Here is a 16,182-nt window from a genome sequence, read left to right as displayed (position 1 = left end):
TCCGGGAGCGCTCCGGCGCCGCCGAGCCTCCCGTGCCGCACCGCCGTGCTGCACTGCTCGTCCCGCGTCCGCACGCGCTCGTCCCGTGCGGACCGTCCGGTGGGGCTCGTCCAGCACACCCCGTCCTGCACCTGTTCGTCCTGTTCGTCCTGCTCGAAAGGAACGTCATGTCCCAGCTCCAGATCTCCCGGCCCCGGTCCGCGCGGAAGCGCCGCAGCCTCCCGGGGCTCGCCCCGCGGACCGTCACCGGGGCCCGCCCCGCCGCGCCGTCCGTCCGCGGGACCACCGGGGCGCCGCCGCGCCCGCCCGCCCGCACCGGGGACGCGGACCTCGGCGCGACCACCGTGGAGTACGCCATGGTCGTGCTCGCCGCCGCGGCCTTCGGCGGCGTCATGGCCGCGGTGCTGTCCTCCGGGCAGGTGCGCGAGCTCCTGACCGCGATCGTCGAGAAGGCGCTCGGCGTCTGAGTGTCCGCCCCGCAGGGACCGCGGCGCCGCACCCGGTGCCGCGGCCCCTGCGGGCGGGCCTTTTCCGTTCCGCCCGGCCCCCGCCACCACGCACCCCGTCCCGCCCGAGGAGACCGCCATGACCGCCGACCGACCCCGTTCCCGTCCAGCCGCCGGTCCGCGCTCGCGGGCTCGTTCCCGGTCCCGTCCCGGGACCCGTTCCTGTCTCCGCTCCCGATCCATCCCCTGGTGCTCTCCCGGGTCCCGGTCGCGGCCCCCAGCGCCGGACCGCGGCGCCGTCACCGCCGAGACCGCCGTGCTCCTGCCCGCGATCGTGCTGCTCCTGGCCGTGCTCCTGGCCGCCGCCGCGGCGGGGATGACCCTGATCCGGTACGAGGAGGCGGCGCGGGCCTCGGCCCGGGCCGCCGCCCGCGGCGAGAGCGCCGCCGTGGTCCGCGCCACGGCGCTGCGCGTGGCCGGGGAGGACGCCGCCGTCCGACTGGGTGGGGGCGGCGGGACGGCGACGGTCACCGTCACCGGCCCCGCCCCCGGCGTCCTCGGGACCTGGGGTGGCTGGGAGCTGCGCGCGGACGCCGCCGCGGAGACCGAGGGAGCCGGGGCCGCCGGTGCACACAGTGGCTGAGCGCACGGTGACTGAGTGCCTGATGTCTGAAAGCCCGGTGGCTGAGCGCCCGGTGCCGCGGGGCCCGCGGGGGCGCCGCCGCGGTCGTGACCGGGACGGCGACCTGGGGAGCGGCACAGTGCACGCGCTGACGCTCACCCTGGTGCTGGGCGTGCTGCTGCTGACCGTGCTGCTGCTCGCGCAGGCGGGCATCGCGACCCACCGCGCCGGCAAGGCCGCCGACCTCGCGGCGCTCGCCGCCGCCGACACCGCCCGGGGCCTGGTGGCCGGCGACCCGTGCGGCACCGCCGAGCGCGTGGCCCGGGAGAACGGGGCGCGGCTCGAGCAGTGCGAGCTCGTGGAGCCGGAGCGCGTCGTCGTCGACGTGCGCACCACCGTGGCCCTCGACGGGCCGCTCGCCCGGATCGGGTCCGCCCGCGGCGTGTCCCGGGCGGGGCCGCCGGAGGCCACGGGCCCTCCGTGAGGACTCAGGTCCCGGGGGCGTCCTGCAGCACCGCGTCGATCAGCCGCACCGCGCCGGCCTTGTCCAGGGGGTTGTTCCGGTTCCCGCACTTGGGCGACTGCACGCAGGACGGGCACCCGTGCTCGCACTCGCACGAGGAGATCGCCTCCCGGGTGGCGCGCAGCCACGCCACGGCCGTGGCGTAGCCGCGCTCCGCGAAGCCCGCGCCGCCGGGGTGGCCGTCGTAGACGAAGACCGTGGGCAGCTCCGTGTCGGCGTGCAGCGCCGTGGAGAGCCCGCCCACGTCCCAGCGGTCGCAGGAGGCCACGAGCGGGAGCAGGCCGATCGCGGCGTGCTCGGCCGCGTGCAGCGCCCCGGGCACGTCGGGCTCCTCGATCCCCGCGCCGCTCAGCACGGGACCCGGCACGGTGAACCACACGGACTTGGTGAACAGGTCCCGGGCCCCGAGGTCGAGGGGCTCCTCGCCCAGGACCTCGTTCGAGACCACGGCCTTGCGCTGGAACGAGACCACCTTCGTGGTGACCTGCACCTGGCCGAAGTGGACGGTCACCGGCCCCCAGTGCTCCGAGCGCTCCTCGGCGACCACGCTCACCTGCGTGACGTCCCGCGCGGTGGTGTAGAAGTCCGGGTGCGCCCGCGTCACGGCGGCGACCGAGCCCGCCTCGTCCAGCTCGTCCACGATGTAGGTCCGGCCCTGGTGCACGTACACGGCCCCCGGGTGGGCCTGGTAGTGGGACTGCGGGGCGTCCATCGTGCCGAGCACCGCACCGGTGTCCGTCTCGATGATCCGGATCGGCCCGCCGCCGTCCGAGCGCAGCGAGACCATTCCTGCCGCGGACTCCGGGTGCGTCCAGTACCAGCCGTTCGGGCGGCGGCGCAGGTGCCCGCTCGCCACGAGGGAGCCGAGCACCTCCGGGGCCGTGGGCCCGAAGCCGGCCACCTCCTCGGCGCGCAGCGGCTGCTCGGCCGCGGCCGCGCACAGGTGCGGGGCCAGCACGTAGGGGTTCGAGGGGTCGAAGACCGTGGCCTCGACGTCCACGTCGAAGATCGCCTCCGGGTGGTTCACGAGGTACGTGTCGAGGGGGTCGTCGCCGGCCACGAAGGCCGCCAGGGCCTCCTGCCCGGCGCGGCCCGCCCGGCCGATCTGCTGGAAGAAGGACGCCCGGGTGCCGGGCCACCCCGCCACGACCACGGCGTCCAGCCCGGCCACGTCGATGCCCAGCTCGAGGGCGGACGTGCTGGCGATCCCGAGCAGCCGCCCGTCGCGCAGCGCCTCCTCGAGCTCGCGCCGCTCCTCGGGGAGGAACCCGGAGCGGTAGGCCGCCACCCGGTGGGCCAGCGAGGGGTCGACCTCCTCCAGCTGGCGGTGGGCGATCTGGGCGATCGTCTCCGCGCCGCGGCGGGACTTGATGAACGCGATGGTCCGGACCTGGTGCAGCACCAGGTCCGTGAGCATGTCGGCGGTCTCGGCCAGGGCGGTGCGGCGCACCGGGGCGTCGTTCTCGCCGCCGCCGTCCGTCTGCTCCGGCTCCCACAGCACCACGGTGACCGGCCCGTGCGGGGAGAAGTCCGTGGTCACCGGCGTCACCTCGGCCTCCGGGACGCCGACGAGGCGGGCGAAGGAGGCGTGCGGCTCGAAGGAGGTCGCGGACGCCCCGATGAAGACCGGGTCCGCGCCGTAGGCGCGGCAGATCCGGCGCAGCCGCCGCATCAGGTTGGCCACGTGCGAGCCGAAGACGCCCCGGTACGAGTGGGCCTCGTCCACCACCACGTACTTCAGGCGGCGGAAGAACCGGGACCAGCGCGCGTGGTTGGGCAGCACCCCGTAGTGCAGCATGTCCGGGTTGCACAGCACCACGTCGGCGTGGTCCCGGACCCACCGGCGTTCCGCGGGGTCCGTGTCGCCGTCGTAGGTCGCGGCGCGCAGGGTCGGGAGGCGGAGGGCGTCCAGGCCCTTGAGCTGGTCGGCGGCCAGGGCCTTGGTGGGGGAGAGGTAGAGGGCCGTGGCCTCGTCCGGGTGGTGGAGCATGCCCGGATGGGCCAGCGCCGCGAGCCGGCCGCGGTGCACGGCGTCGGCCACGGGCGCCTGGTAGGCCAGGGACTTCCCGGAGGCGGTGCCCGTGGCGACCACCACGTGCCGGGGGGCCAGCACCGCCTGGACCTGGTGCAGGTACGGCGCGTGCACGCCGAGCCGTTCGTAGGCCGCGACCACGTCCGGATGGAGATGCTCGGGCCACGGCGCGGTCACGGCGTCCCGGTCCGGGAGCTCCCGCACGTGGCGCACCTGCTCCGGCGCGTCGCCGCGGCCGAGCAGGGGGATCAGGGAGTCGTGGTCGGAGGACGGCACCGGTTCATTGTGCCACCGCCGTCCCGGCGGGCCCATGGAGGGCGGGCCGCCGGGACGGCGGTGCACGGGGGCGGGCCGGGCCCTCAGGACTGCCGCGCGGCCTCCCGGGTCCGCCGGTGCACGCGGGCCTCCCACGGCCGCAGCAGCCCCTCCTCGCCGGGGGCGACGACGCCGGGACGGTTGCCGATCAGCAGCTCGGCGCCGGCCCAGCCGGCGGGCAGGTCGGCACGGACCGGCTCGCCCGAGACGTTGGCGAGCACCAGCAGCTCGACGTCGTCGAGCCGCCGGGTGAAGGCGTAGACCTGCTCGTGGCGGGGCAGCAGCATGGTGAAGTCGCCCAGGGCGACCACGGGCTCGGTGTGCCGCAGCCCGATGAGGCGCCGGTAGTGGTGGAACACCGAGCCCGGCTCGGCCCGGGCGGCCTCGGCGTTGACCTCGTGGTGGTTCGGGTTGACCGCGATCCAGGGGGTGCCGGTGGTGAACCCGGCGTGCTCCCCGCCGGTCCACTGGACCGGGGTGCGGGCGTTGTCCCGGCTCGACCAGCGCAGCCCGGCCAGCACGGTCTCCGGGTCCGCCCCGGCGGCCACGGCGTGGCGGTGGTGGTTGACCGACTCGATGTCGCGGAAGTCCTCGATCGTGTCGAACGGCGCGTTGGTCATGCCCAGCTCCTCGCCCTGGTACACGTAGGGCGTGCCGCGGTGCAGGTGCAGCAGCGTGGCCAGGCACGTGGCCGAGGCCACCCGGTGCTCGGGGCCGTCGTCGCCGAAGCGGGAGACCGCACGGGGCTGGTCGTGGTTGTTCCAGTACAGGGAGTTCCAGCCGACCTCCTCCAGGCCCTCCTGCCAGCGGCCCAGCGAGGCCTTGAGGTCCGTCAGGCGCAGCGGGCGCGGGTCGAACTTGCCCCCGGGGCCGTGGTCCAGGCCCACGTGCTCGAACTGGAAGACCATGTCCACCTCGGCCCGGGCCGGGTCGGTGAACAGCTGGGCCTGCTCCACGGTGACCCCGGGCATCTCGCCCACCGTGATGAGCTCGGCGTCCCGGCCGGCGAAGACCTCGCGGTGCATCTCCTGGAGGAACTCGTGGATCCGCGGGCCGCAGAGGTAGGACGCCGAGCCGTCGCCCCAGGGCGTCCCGTCCACCGGCGGCCCGTCGTGCAGGTGACCGTCCTCGGCGACGTCCTTGCTGATCATGTTGATGACGTCCATGCGGAAGCCGTCCACGCCGCGGTCCAGCCACCAGCGCATCATGGCGTGCACGGCCCGGCGCACCTCGGGGTTCTCCCAGTTGAGGTCCGGCTGCTTGGCCGAGAACAGGTGCAGGTAGTACTCGCCCGAGGCCTCGTCGAGCTCCCAGGTCGGCCCGGAGAAGAAGCTCTGCCAGTTCGTGGGCTCGGCGCCCGGGGCGCCGGGCTCCATCCCCTTCCGGGGGGCGCGCCACCAGTACCAGTCCCGCTTGGGGGAGTCCGGGGAGGAGCGGGACTCGACGAACCACGGGTGCTCGTCGGAGGTGTGGTTGACCACGAGATCCATCACCAGTTTCATGCCGCGGGCGTGCACCGCGGCGAGCAGCTCGTCGAACTGCTCGAGGGTGCCGAAGACCGGGTCGATGTCCTGGTAGTCGCTGATGTCGTAGCCGTTGTCGTCCTGCGGGGAGGAGTAGATCGGTGAGAGCCAGACGACGTCCACGCCCAGGTCCTGCAGGTGGTCCAGGTGGGCGATGATGCCGCCGAGGTCGCCGATGCCGTCGCCGTCGGAGTCCGCGAAGGACCGCGGGTAGATCTGGTAGACGACCGCGTCGGTCCACCACGCGGGGACGTCCCCGGCGCCGCTGCCGGTGCCGGGGCGCTGGGCGGTGCCGGGGCGCTGGGCGGTGATGTCCTGCTGCTGGTGATCGGTGCTCATTCGACTGCTCCTCGGGTCGTGCCGCGGACGGCCGGTCGAGGGAGGGGCCGGCACCCGGGACGGTGCCGTCGCTCCGGTGGGACCGGTCTCGGTACCGACCCAGTCTGCTCGAACGACCTCCTCCGGCGACACCGAGCAGAGGTCAACACTTTCGTACAAGAAATGTGTTGAGATGAACACGGTGCACCCGAACTGTGCACTGCCACGCCTCGGGTGCACCGCACCGGAGCGTCCGCCGGAACCAGGAGACACGATGACCGAGATGCTTCCCGACCGCCGGCGGCGGGAGATCCTCGACCGCGTCCGCGCGGCCGGCGCCGTGCGGGTCGCCGACCTGGTCGCCGAGCTGGGCGTGTCGGACATGACGGTGCGCCGGGACCTGGACCGGTTGGCCCGGGACGGGGAGCTGCAGAAGGTGCACGGCGGGGCGAAGCTGCCCGCGGGGTCCTCCGCGGCCGAGCCGGGCTTTCCGCACAAGTCCGAGCTGCAGCTGCCGGAGAAGGCCGCGATCGCCGCCGCGGCCGAGGCCATGGTGGAACCCGGGATGTCGGTCTCGCTGAACTCCGGGACCACCACCTTCGCCCTGGCCCGCGCCCTGCGCCGCGTCTCCGGGATCACGGTGGTGACGAACTCCCCGCGCATCGCCGACGTGCTCCAGGACGCGCCGGCCACGGGCCAGACCGTGGTCCTCCTCGGCGGCGTCCGCACCCCCTCGGACGCCCTGGTGGGCCCGCTGGCCACTGCGGCCCTGCGCACCCTGCACGTGGACCTGTGCTTCCTGGGCGTGCACGGGCTGTCGGTGCGCGACGGGCTGACCACCCCGAACATGATGGAGGCCGAGATCAACCGCCTCTTCCTGGAGCGCTGCGACCGCAGCGTGGTGCTGGCCGACTCCACCAAGTGGGGTCTGTCCGGTCTGCACCGCATCGCCGGTCTCGAGGAGGTCGACACCGTCGTGACCGACGACGGCCTCGACGCCGCGGACCGCGAGACCCTGAACCAGCACGTCCCCGACCTGCGACTGGAGCCCGTCCGATGACACTTCCCCTGCCCACCGGACGCGCCGGGACCCTCGCGCACCGCACTCACCACCTCGCCGACGGGCGGGAAGCCGTGTTCTTCTGCGACCGCGGCACCCCGCCCGTGGAGCACGTCGTGGACCACAGGCCCCTCGACGCCCGGTCCGGTGGCGGCGAGGTGCGCTTCGACCGGCTGACGGGGGAGTGGGTGGCCGTGGCCGCCCACCGGCAGGCGCGCACCTATCTGCCCCCGGCCGACCAGTGCCCGCTGTGCCCGAGCGCGGGCGGGCGGGAGTCGGAGATCCCCGCGGAGGACTTCGACGTCGTCGTCTTCGAGAACCGCTTCCCCTCGCTGGGTCCGGAGCTGGCCGAACTGCCGGACCCGCGGCTGGTGGGGGAGCGGTCCCTGTGGGGCGCCCCGTCCCCGGCCGTGGGGCGCTGCGAGGTGGTGGTGTTCACCCCCGAGCACCAGGGCTCCTTCGCGTCCCTGCCTCCCGAGCGGGCGCGCACCGTGGTGGAGGCCTGGGCCCAGCGCACCGAGGTGCTCTCGGCCATGGCCGGCGTCCGGCACGTCTTCCCCTTCGAGAACCGCGGCGAGCAGATCGGCGTGACCCTGCACCATCCGCACGGGCAGATCTACGCCTATCCCTATCCGGCTCCGCACGCCGCCCGGCTGGCCGCCCGCTCGAGGGCCCACCTGGCCGCCACGGGACGGGCGCTGATGGGGGAGGTCCTGGCCGACGAGACCGCCTCCGGGGACCGGATGGTGATCGAGGGCGAGCACTTCTCCGCGTTCGTGCCCTATGCCGCGCGCTGGCCACTGGAGGTCCACCTCGTCCCGCACCGGCAGGTGCCGGACCTCGCCGCGCTCACCGGGCCCGAGCGGGACGAGCTGGCGGTGGTGTACCAGGACCTGGTCAAGCGCGTCGACCGGCTCTACACGACCCCGACCCCCTACATCGCCGCCTGGCACCAGACCCCCGTGGACGCGGCGGACCGGGAGGCCGGCCGGCTGCACCTGCAGCTCACCAGCCCGCGCCGGGCCGAGGACAAGCTGAAGTTCCTCGCCGGCTCCGAGGCCGCCATGGGGGCGTTCATCAACGACGTCACCGCCGAGCAGACCGCCGCACGCCTGAGGGAGGCCGCACGATGACCCGCCGACAGACCGCTCCGCCGCCCGCGCACGACGACGCCGTCCGGGCCGAGCAGCTCGCCCGGCGCTTCGCCGAGGTGTACGGCCACGTCCCCGACGGGGTGTGGCGGGCCCCGGGCCGGGTGAACCTCATCGGGGAGCACACCGACTACAACGAGGGCTTCGTGCTCCCGTTCGCCATCGACCGCTCCGCCATGGTCGCCGTCCGGCTGCGCCGCGATCCCGGGCCGGCGCCGGAGCACGGGCAGGAGCCCGGACCGGGGCACGGCGAGGAACGGGAGCCGGCCGGGCACGACGTCGTCGACCTGGCCTCCACCTGGGCCCCGGACGGCTCCGGGCTGTCCCGGGCCCGGTTCCGGATCCCGGAGCTGCGCCCGGGGACGGTCCCCGGGTGGGGGGCCTATCCGGCCGGGGTCGTGCACGTGCTCGCCGGCCTCGACGGGGTCCGGGTCCCCGGCTTCGAGCTGCTGCTCGACTCGACCGTCCCCGTGGGCGCGGGCCTGTCCTCCTCCCACGCGGTGGAGGTCGCCACCGTCGTGGCGCTGGACGACCTGCTGGGGCTGGGCCTGGACCGCCCCGCGATGGCGCGGCTGACGCAGCGGGCGGAGAACGAGTTCGTCGGCGCCCCGACCGGGATCATGGACCAGTCGGCCTCGCTGCGGGGCCGGGCGGGAGCCGCGCTGTTCCTGGACTGCCGCACCCAGGCAGCCGAGCTCGTGCCGCTGCCGGTGGCCGAGCACGGGCTGACGGTGCTGGTGCTGGACACGGGGGTCGCCCACTCCCACGCCGACGGCGGCTACGCCGCCCGCCGCGCCGCCTGCGAGCGCGGGGCCGCCGCCCTCGGCGCGGCCTCCCTGCGCGACGTCCCGGAGCAGGCCGAGCTGACCGCGCTCGACGAGCAGACCGCCCGCCGGGTCCGGCACGTGCTCGGCGAGAACCGCCGGGTGCTGGAGACCGTCGAGCGGCTGCGGGCCGGTGACGTCCGGGGCATCGGGGAGCTGCTGGTCGCCTCCCACGCCTCGCTGCGGGACGACTACGAGGTGTCCTGCCCGGAACTGGACCTGGCCGTGGACACCGCCCTCGCCGCGGGGGCCCTGGGCGCCCGGATGACCGGCGGCGGCTTCGGCGGGTCCGCGATCGCCCTCGTGCCCGAGGAGCGGGCGGACCGGGTGCGGAGCGCGGTCGCGGAGGCCTTCGCGGAGGCGGGCCGCCGGGCGCCGGACGTCTTCGCCGTCGTTCCGGGGGAGGGGGCCGGCCGGGTGCGGTGACGGGCCCCGCCCGGGGCCGCCGGTCACGTTCAGGACACGGGTCACCGCCGTGGGGCCCGCGTGCCAGAATGACCGCATGAGCAACCCCATGAACATCTCCGGGCGCAACCCCGACAAGGAGGCCCGCGCGCACCGGCCCCCGGTCACGGAGCTGTCCCCGGAGCAGTGCTGGGAGCACCTCTACAGCGCCCGCTTCGGCCGGATCGCCACCATGGACGGCGACGAGATCGAGATCACCCCGATCAACCTCGTGGCCGACGACGGGAAGATCTACTTCCGCACGGCCAAGGGCACCAAGCTGCTGCACCTGGTGCTCAACGAGCACGTGGCCGTGCAGGTCGACCAGGCGCAGGGCGGGGAGGCGTGGTCCGTGATCGTGCGCGGCACGGCCCGCCAGCTGACCGATCCGGAGGAGACCGCCCGGGTTGACGAGCTGCCGCTGCGGCCGTGGCTGGAGACCACCAAGCTCGAGTACGTCGAGGTGGTCCCCACGAAGGTCACCGGCCGCGTGTTCCACCTGGGCCACTGACCCCGCACCGCGGACCGGGGTCCGGCCCGGCGCCGGGGGTCCCGCCGCGCTTGTAGCCTGGACCCGTGGCACAGCACCGGATCGTCCTGCACTACGTCTTCGTCCCGCTCCCCGACCCCACGGCCGTGATGCTCTGGCAGCGCGCCCTGTGCGCGGGCCTGGGCCTGCGCGGCCGGATCATCGTGTCCCCGCACGGGCTCAACGCCACCGTGGGCGGTGAGGTCGGGGCGCTCAAGCAGTACACCCGGGCCACCCGCTCCTATCCCGGCTTCCGGGACACGGTGTTCACGTGGTCGGACGGCTCGGCCGAGGACTTCCCGCGGCTGTCGGTCAAGGTCCGCGACGAGCTCGTGTCCTTCGGCGCGCCGGGCGAGCTCCGGGTCGACGAGCACGGCGTCGTGGGCGGCGGCACCCGCCTGGCCCCCGCCGAGGTGGACGAGCTCGTGGCCCGCCGGGGCGAGGACGTCGTGTTCTTCGACGGCCGCAACGCCCACGAGGCGCGGATCGGGCGCTTCCGCGGGGCCGTGGTCCCGGACGTGGCGCACACCCGCGACTTCGTGGCCGAGCTGGACTCCGGGAAGTACGACCACCTGAGGACCCGGCCCGTGGTCACCTACTGCACCGGCGGGATCCGCTGCGAGGTGCTCTCCGCGCTGATGCGCGACCGCGGCTTCGAGGAGGTCTACCAGCTCGACGGCGGCATCGCCGCGTACGGGCGCGAGCGCGGGGACCGGGGGCTGTGGGAGGGCTCCCTCTACGTCTTCGACCGGCGGATGCACGTGCCGTTCACCCCGGCCGCGGTCACGATCGGGCGCTGCGACCGGTGCGCCGGCCCCGCGAACCGCTTCGTCAACTGCGCGGACGCGTCCTGCCGCGCCCTCGTCCTCGCGTGCCCGGCCTGCCACGAGGAGCACCCGCAGCTCACGTGCCCCGCGGGGTGCGGGACCGCCCCGCGCCCCGCACCCGACGACGGCGCCCCGGTCGCCTCGGGGGCCGCCCCGGCACCCGTGCCCGGCGGCGGCGCGCCGGCCGCCTCCCTGCCGGTCCCGGCGCTCTCACCCGACGACGGCGCCCCGGTCGCCTCGGGGGCCGCCCCGGCACCCGTGCCCGTGCCGACGAGCGCCGCATGAGCCCCGCCGCACCCGGTCCCTCCGCGGCGCCAGCCTTCTCCCGGGTCCCGGGCACCCCCGTCTCCGACGACCCGCGGGCACCGGCCGCCCTGCACGACGCCCTCCGCCGCACGGGCTTCACCCACGACCGCGTGGCGGAGCTGCTGGGGGAGGCGGCCATGGACGCGCTCGCGCGGGACCAGGCGGTGCCCGCCCTGCGGGTGCTCGAGCCGGCCCTCCGCACGCCGGGGCACCCGGACCGGGCGCTCGCCGGGATCACCACCCTCTTCCTGCTGGGGCGCACCGTCCCCGCGGAGACGCTCGAGCCCGCCCCGGTGCGTCCCGAACAGCTCGTGGGCCTGGGCCTCGCGGAGGAGACGGCGGGCGGGCTGCGCTCCACCGTGGACCTGCGCCCCCACGCCTCCGACGACGGGACGGAGCTGTACGTCGCGAGCGACCTGGGCGAGTCCCAGCGCCCCGGTGCGCTGCGCCGGGACCACGTGCTGGGCATCGGGCAGGCGTCCCTGACGCTGGCCCAGACCACCGACCGCCGCCGGGTGGACCGGGCGCTGGACCTGGGGACCGGCTGCGGCATCCAGGCGTTCCACCTCCTGGCGCACGCGGGGCACGTCACCGCGACCGACGTCTCGGACCGGGCGCTGGGCTTCACCCGGTTCAACCTGCTGCTCAACGCGGCGGCCCTCGGCATCGACCCCGGCCGGCTGGAGGACCGGGTGAGCCTGCGCGCGGGCTCCCTGCTCGAGCCCGTGCGCGGCGAGCAGTTCGACCTCGTGGTGTCCAACCCGCCGTTCGTGATCACCCCGCGGCCCGCCGGGGAGGCCCCGCAGGACCGCTACACCTACCGGGACGGCGGCCTGCCGGGGGACCGGATCGTGGCCGACCTCGTGCGCGAGCTCCCCGCGGTCATGGCCCCCGGGGCCACGGCCCACCTGCTCGGCAACTGGGAGGTGCTCGCCCCGCCGCCGGGGGACGCGCGCCCGGCCGCCGAGCGCTGGGCGCTGCGGCCCGAGCAGTGGGTTCCCGGAGGCGTGGACGCGTGGTTCGTCCAGCGGGAGCTGGCCACCCCGGAGGAGTACGCCGAGACGTGGCTGCGGGACGCGGCGGAGTCCCGCGACCTCGAGCACTACGAGCGCGCCTACCGCGCCTACCTCGACGACTTCGCCGCCCGCGGCGTCGAGGCCGTGGGCTTCGGGATGATCCGCCTCCGCCGCCCGGCCCCGTCCCGCCCCGGGGACGTGCTCCGCCGCTTCGAGCACGTCCCCCACCCGGTCCAGCAGCCGCTGGCCCCGGCGCTCGCCGCCGCGTGGGAGCGGGCCGACTGGCTCGCGACGCACCCGCAGGACTGGCTCGACGCCCGGCTCGTGGCCCCCGAGGACGTCACCGAGGAGCGCCACCAGCGTCCCGGCGCGGAGCACCCCGGCGTGATCCTGCTCCGGCAGGGGGCCGGGCTGCGCCGGACCGTGGTGCTCTCGAGCGAGGCCGCCGGCTTCGCCGGGGCGTGCGACGGCGAGCTGAGCGCCCGGCAGATCCTCGGGGCGCTCGCCGCCCTGCTGGACTGGGCCGGCGAGGAGCGGCAGCGGCTGACCGAGGAGGTCCGCCACCTCGTGCTCGACGGCTTCCTCGTGCCGCAGGAACCGGTGCCGTCCCCGGCGTGAGCGGCCGTGCCGGGCCGCTCCCAACGGCGTCCCGGGCGGTGCCGGGGCGGTCGGGGTCGTGGGCCGCGTCGCGGGCGCAGGAGCTGTGGGCGGATGAGCAGGCGGCGCCGCGGCCGCCGGGGTGGAAGGATGGGGGCATGAGCATCGGAGACAACCTGAGCCCCATCAAGACCCTCGACAAGGACGCCGTCTGGCAGCTCCTCGAGAAGCACCCGTTCGGGCGGCTCGCCGTCGAGGCGGCCGGACTCGTGGACATCTTCCCCGTGAACTACGTGGTGCACCAGCACAAGCTGTACTTCCGCACCGCCCAGGGCTCCAAGCTCTCGAGCCTGATCGTCAACGACCAGGTGGCGTTCGAGATCGACGAGGTCTCGGAGGACGACGTCGTGCGCTCCGTGGTGGTGCACGGGCGGGCCCGGCGGCTCGAGACCCGTGCCGAGGTGGACGCCGCGGAGGAGCTGCCGCTGAAGCCGTGGGCGCCCACGCTCAAGTACAACTTCGTGGTCATCGACGTGGAGACCGCCACCGGCCGCGAGTTCACGATCGGCGCCGAGCCCGAGCGCTACCCCTCCTGAGCGCGGCCCCGGCCGCGGCCCGGCCGATCGGAGCCGTCCGGGCCCCGGGCGGCCGGGCGCCCGGTCCGGGAGCCGCCGCGGCCCCCGGCCGGGCCACCGGGCGGGGACCGACGGCGGTGAGGCGTTATGGTGGAGCGCAACGGCGGGCCGACGCCCGCCCGTTCGACCCGACGTCCAGCAGCGCCGCGGCCCGCGGCACCGCGGAGCGCAGCAAGGAGTACCGTGCCAACGAAGGCCACCCAGAGCCCCGGAACGGGCAAGAGCCTGCTCATCGTGGAGTCCCCCTCGAAGGTCAAGACCATCGCCGGGTACCTCGGCGACGCCTACGAGGTCGAGTCCTCGATGGGGCACATCCGTGATCTCCCGCAGCCCTCGGAGCTGCCGGCGGAGCTCAAGAAGGGGCCCTACGGCAAGTTCGCGGTGGACGTGGAGCACGGCTTCGAGCCGTACTACGTGGTCAACCCGGACAAGAAGAAGAAGGTCACCGAGCTCCGGCGCAAGCTCAAGGACGCCGACGCCCTCTACCTCGCCACCGACGGCGACCGCGAGGGGGAGGCGATCGCGTGGCACCTCCTGGAGGTGCTCAAGCCCAAGGTCCCCGTCTACCGGCTCACCTTCCCCGAGATCACCCGCGAGGCCATCGAGCGGGCCTTCGGCGAGCTGCGCGAGCTCGACCAGGACCTGGTCGACGCGCAGGAGACCCGGCGCATCCTGGACCGGCTCTACGGCTACGAGATCTCCCCGGTGCTGTGGCGCAAGATCGCCTCCGGCCTGTCCGCAGGGCGCGTGCAGTCCGTAGCCACGCGCCTGGTGGTGGAGCGGGAGCGGCAGCGCATGGCCTTCGTGCCCGCCGACTACTGGGACCTCAGCGGGACCTTCGCCCGCACCGCCGGCGAGGACGCCGGCACCGCCTTCAGCGCCCGGCTCTCCTCCGTGGACGGCAAGCGGGTGGCTGGGGGCCGCGACTTCGGCGACGACGGCGTGCTCAAGGGCGCCGTCGACAAGCTCGCGCACCTCGACGAGCAGGCCGCCCGCGAGCTGGCCGCCGGCCTCGAGGACGCGGCGTTCACGGTCCGGTCGCTGGAGACCAAGCCCTACACCCGCCGCCCGGCCGCGCCGTTCACCACCTCCACGCTGCAGCAGGAGGCGGCGCGCAAGCTGCGCTTCACGTCCCGGACCACCATGCAGGTGGCGCAGAAGCTGTACGAGAACGGCTACATCACCTACATGCGCACCGACTCCGTGGCGCTGTCGGACCAGGCGGTCACGGCCGCCCGGCGCCAGGCCACGGAGCTCTACGGCGCGGACTTCGTGCCCGGCTCCCCGCGGCTCTACAGCTCCAAGTCGAAGAACGCGCAGGAGGCGCACGAGGCCGTGCGCCCCGCCGGGGACTCCTTCCGCACCCCCAACCAGGTCCGCGGCGAGCTCTCCGCGGACGCCTACCGGCTCTACGAGCTGATCTGGAAGCGCACCGTGGCCTCCCAGATGGCCGACGCCAAGGGCTCGACGGCGACCGTGCGGCTCGGGGCGACCTCGTCCACCGGCCGGGACGCCGAGTTCTCCGCGTCCGGCACCGTCATCACCTTCCGCGGCTTCCTGGCCGCCTACGAGGAGGGCCGGGACGAGGACCCCGCCACCGACAAGGACGGCGGCAAGGACGGGGACAAGCGGCTCCCGCGGATGGCGGAGGGCGACCGCCTGGACGCCACCGACGTCGAGGCGGACGGGCACCGCACCTCGCCCCCGCCCCGCTACACCGAGGCGTCCCTGGTCAAGGTCCTCGACGAGCTCGGCATCGGCCGGCCCTCGACCTACGCGGCCGTCATCTCGACGATCATGGACCGCGGCTACGTCCGGGTGCGGGGCTCCGCGCTCATCCCCTCGTGGACCGCGTTCTCCGTGGTGCGCCTGCTCGAGGAGCACTTCTCCGACTACGTGGACTACGACTTCACGGCGGAGATGGAGGAGGGCCTCGACCGGATCGCCCGCGGCGAGGAGGACAGCACCGACTGGCTGCAGGACTTCTACTTCGGCTCCCAGGGCCACGAGAACGGGCTCAAGCCCATCGTCGACGACCTCGGCGAGATCGACGCGCGCGCCGTGAACTCGATCCCCGTGACCGAGGACATCACCCTGCGGGTCGGCAAGTTCGGCCCCTACCTCGAGGTGGCCGGGACCCTGGACCCGGAGACCGGGGAGCTCACCGACCCGGTCCGGGCCAACGTGCCGGAGGACCTCGCCCCCGACGAGCTCACGCCCGACAAGGCCCGCGAGCTCATCGAGACCGGCAAGGCCGACGGCCGCGAACTCGGCCGCGACCCCGTGACCGGGCGCACCATCGTGGCCAAGGACGGCCGCTACGGGCCCTACGTCACCGAGGTGATCCCCGAGCCCACCGCCGAGGAGCTCGCGGCCCAGCCCGTCGAGTACTACAAGAACGGCAAGCCCAAGCCCCCGAAGAAGCCGGTCAAGGAGAAGCCCCGCACGGGGTCCCTGCTCTCCACGATGACCCTGCAGGACGTGACCCTCGAGGACGCCCTCAAGATCCTGTCCCTGCCGCGCACGCTGGGCACGGACGCCGAGGGCAACGAGATCACGGTGCAGAACGGCCGGTTCGGCCCCTACCTCAAGAAGGGCGGCGACTCGCGCTCGCTGCAGTCCGAGGAGCAGCTGTTCACGGTCACCCTCGACGAGGCCCTGAAGATCTACGCCCAGCCGAAGCAGCGCGGCCGCGGCACCGCGAAGCCGCCGCTCGCGGACCTGGGCACCGACCAGATCACGGAGCGGCCCATGGTGATCAAGGACGGTCGCTTCGGCCCGTACATCACCGACGGGGAGACCAACGTGACGGTTCCGCGCGGTGAGACGGTGGAGCAGATCACCCCGGCGCGCGCGAGCCAGCTGCTCGCGGAGAAGCGCGCCCAGGGCCCCGCCCCGAAGAAGACGGCGCGGTCCTCGGCCAAGGGCACGACGAGGACCGGCACGAAGAAGAGCACGGCCAAGAAGCCCGCGGCGGCCAAGCCCGCCCGCGCCGGGTCCAAGGGCTGAGCCGT

Annotated in this window: 13 protein-coding genes; 11 read left to right on the top strand and 2 right to left on the bottom strand. The window is 74.7% G+C overall.

Annotation, left to right across the window (positions count from 1 at the left end; genetic code table 11):
• Positions 1–167: 167 nt before the first annotated feature.
• The 3 genes from RCG67_RS03470 to RCG67_RS03460 all read left to right on the top strand — a co-directional run bounded on the left by RCG67_RS03470 (position 168) and on the right by RCG67_RS03460 (position 1,552).
• Complete coding sequence (locus tag RCG67_RS03470; RefSeq protein WP_368824840.1) at positions 168–467, top strand: DUF4244 domain-containing protein; 300 nt, start codon at positions 168–170, stop codon at positions 465–467.
• A 295-nt stretch (positions 468–762) separates the two neighbouring features.
• Positions 763–1,089, top strand: coding sequence for a TadE family type IV pilus minor pilin (locus RCG67_RS03465; protein WP_368824839.1), 327 nt, complete (start codon positions 763–765; stop codon positions 1,087–1,089).
• Positions 1,090–1,111: 22 nt separating this feature from the next.
• Positions 1,112–1,552, top strand: coding sequence for an Rv3654c family TadE-like protein (locus RCG67_RS03460; protein ID WP_438612633.1), 441 nt, complete (start codon positions 1,112–1,114; stop codon positions 1,550–1,552).
• A gap of 4 nt (positions 1,553–1,556) precedes the next feature.
• Here the strand turns inward: RCG67_RS03460 and RCG67_RS03455 are convergent, their stop codons facing one another.
• Positions 1,557–3,935, bottom strand: coding sequence for a DEAD/DEAH box helicase (locus RCG67_RS03455; protein ID WP_438612636.1), 2,379 nt, complete (start codon positions 3,933–3,935; stop codon positions 1,557–1,559).
• A gap of 47 nt (positions 3,936–3,982) precedes the next feature.
• A complete protein-coding gene (locus RCG67_RS03450; RefSeq protein ID WP_368824836.1) occupies positions 3,983–5,800 on the bottom strand; it encodes a glycoside hydrolase family 13 protein in 1,818 nt (605 codons plus the stop codon).
• Between the two features lie 253 nt (positions 5,801–6,053).
• On the opposite strand from RCG67_RS03450, the gene RCG67_RS03445 reads away from it, so the two are divergent.
• The 8 genes from RCG67_RS03445 (at position 6,054) to topA (ending at position 16,177) form a co-directional block, all read left to right on the top strand.
• Positions 6,054–6,839, top strand: coding sequence for a DeoR/GlpR family DNA-binding transcription regulator (locus RCG67_RS03445; RefSeq protein ID WP_368824835.1), 786 nt, complete (start codon positions 6,054–6,056; stop codon positions 6,837–6,839).
• Complete coding sequence (galT, locus tag RCG67_RS03440; protein ID WP_368824834.1) at positions 6,836–7,972, top strand: galactose-1-phosphate uridylyltransferase; 1,137 nt, start codon at positions 6,836–6,838, stop codon at positions 7,970–7,972. Before RCG67_RS03445 ends, galT begins: the two co-directional genes overlap by 4 nt.
• Positions 7,969–9,240, top strand: a complete 1,272-nt coding sequence (locus RCG67_RS03435) for a galactokinase (protein WP_368824833.1) — start codon at positions 7,969–7,971, stop codon at positions 9,238–9,240. The genes galT and RCG67_RS03435 overlap by 4 nt, the downstream gene beginning before the upstream one ends.
• Positions 9,241–9,316: 76 nt before the next feature.
• Entirely contained in the window at positions 9,317–9,769 is a 453-nt protein-coding gene (locus RCG67_RS03430) for a pyridoxamine 5'-phosphate oxidase family protein (RefSeq protein ID WP_231738225.1), read from the top strand.
• Positions 9,770–9,834: 65 nt separating this feature from the next.
• Entirely contained in the window at positions 9,835–10,899 is a 1,065-nt protein-coding gene (gene trhO / locus RCG67_RS03425) for an oxygen-dependent tRNA uridine(34) hydroxylase TrhO (RefSeq protein WP_231738226.1), read from the top strand.
• Entirely contained in the window at positions 10,896–12,554 is a 1,659-nt protein-coding gene (locus RCG67_RS03420) for a DUF7059 domain-containing protein (protein ID WP_368824832.1), read from the top strand. The genes trhO and RCG67_RS03420 overlap by 4 nt, the downstream gene beginning before the upstream one ends.
• A gap of 137 nt (positions 12,555–12,691) precedes the next feature.
• A complete protein-coding gene (locus RCG67_RS03415; RefSeq protein WP_058872421.1) occupies positions 12,692–13,129 on the top strand; it encodes a pyridoxamine 5'-phosphate oxidase family protein in 438 nt (145 codons plus the stop codon).
• 222 nt (positions 13,130–13,351) lie between these two features.
• The gene (gene topA / locus RCG67_RS03410) at positions 13,352–16,177 is read left to right on the top strand and encodes a type I DNA topoisomerase (RefSeq protein ID WP_368824831.1); all 2,826 of its coding nucleotides are present in this window, start codon (positions 13,352–13,354) and stop codon (positions 16,175–16,177) included.
• The last annotated feature ends 5 nt before the right edge of the window (positions 16,178–16,182 follow it).

The organism is Kocuria cellulosilytica (genome assembly GCF_040981245.1).
Lineage (GTDB): Bacteria > Actinomycetota > Actinomycetes > Actinomycetales > Micrococcaceae > Kocuria > Kocuria cellulosilytica.
This window is presented reverse-complemented; position numbering and strand designations above follow the sequence as displayed.